This window comes from Tunturiibacter gelidiferens (genome assembly GCF_014201335.1).
GTDB classification, from domain to species: Bacteria; Acidobacteriota; Terriglobia; order Terriglobales; family Acidobacteriaceae; genus Edaphobacter; species Edaphobacter lichenicola_E.
Map to the genome: position 1 here is coordinate 1 of NZ_JACHEB010000022.1, position 1,161 is coordinate 1,161.

The following is a 1,161-nucleotide window of genomic DNA, read 5'->3' on the forward strand; positions in this document are numbered from 1 at the left end:
CCGACGGTGCGTCCACCTTCGCGGATAGCGAAGCGCAGACCCTTCTCCATCGCGACTGGCGTATGCAGCGTGATCTCCAGCTGAATGTTGTCGCCGGGCATGCACATCTCAGTGCCTGCAGGCAGCTTCGCCGAACCCGTCACGTCGGTCGTACGGAAGTAGAACTGGGGACGGTAGCCGTTGAAGAACGGAGTGTGACGTCCGCCCTCTTCCTTCGACAACACGTAAACCTCGCCCTTGAAGTCGGTGTGGGGCTTGATCGAACCAGGCTTGGCCAACACCATCCCGCGCTCCACATCTTCCTTCGCGATACCGCGCAGCAGAAGCCCCGCGTTATCGCCTGCCAGACCCTCGTCCAGCTGCTTCTTGAACATCTCGACGCCAGTGCAGACCGTCTGACGGGTCTCGCGGAAGCCAACGATCTCGCAGGCCTCGCCAACCTTTACCTTGCCGCGTTCGATACGGCCGGTGACCACAGTTCCACGGCCAGAGATCGAGAAGATGTCTTCGATCGGCATCAGGAACGGAAGGTCTACCGCACGCTCAGGCTGCGGAATGTACTTGTCCACCGCTGCCATCAGCTCGTCGATCTTCGCTTCCCACTGAGCTTCGCCATTCAGCGCGCCGAGTGCAGAGCCGCGGATAATCGGAGTGTCGTCGCCAGGGTAGTCGTACTTCGACAACAGCTCGCGAACTTCCATCTCCACCAGCTCGATCAGCTCTTCGTCCTCAACCGCATCGCACTTGTTCAAAAACACCACGATGAAGGGAACGCCAACCTGACGCGCGAGTAGAACGTGCTCCTTGGTCTGGGGCATTGGGCCGTCGGTCGCCGCAACCACCAGGATCGCGCCGTCCATCTGCGCCGCTCCGGTGATCATGTTCTTGATGTAGTCCGCGTGACCCGGGCAGTCGACGTGCGCATAGTGGCGGTTCGGAGTCTCGTACTCTACGTGCGAGGTCGCAATCGTGATACCGCGCTCGCGCTCTTCCGGTGCGTTGTCGATCGTGTCGAACGAACGGAACGTGTTCTTCGGGTTGTGCTTGGACAACACCTTCGTAATCGCCGCCGTCAGCGTCGTCTTGCCATGATCGATGTGCCCGATCGTCCCGATGTTTACGTGCGGCTTTGACCGGTCAAACTTTTCCTTGCCCATGACT

At 59.9% G+C, this 1,161-nt stretch carries 1 protein-coding gene; it reads right to left on the minus strand.

Translation table 11 applies throughout. The features are described 5' to 3' along the window. Positions 1–1,157 (minus strand): elongation factor Tu (tuf, locus tag HDF14_RS25900; RefSeq protein ID WP_183981657.1); only part of this gene is annotated, 1,157 nt, incomplete at its 3' end. Positions 1,158–1,161 lie beyond the last annotated feature (4 nt).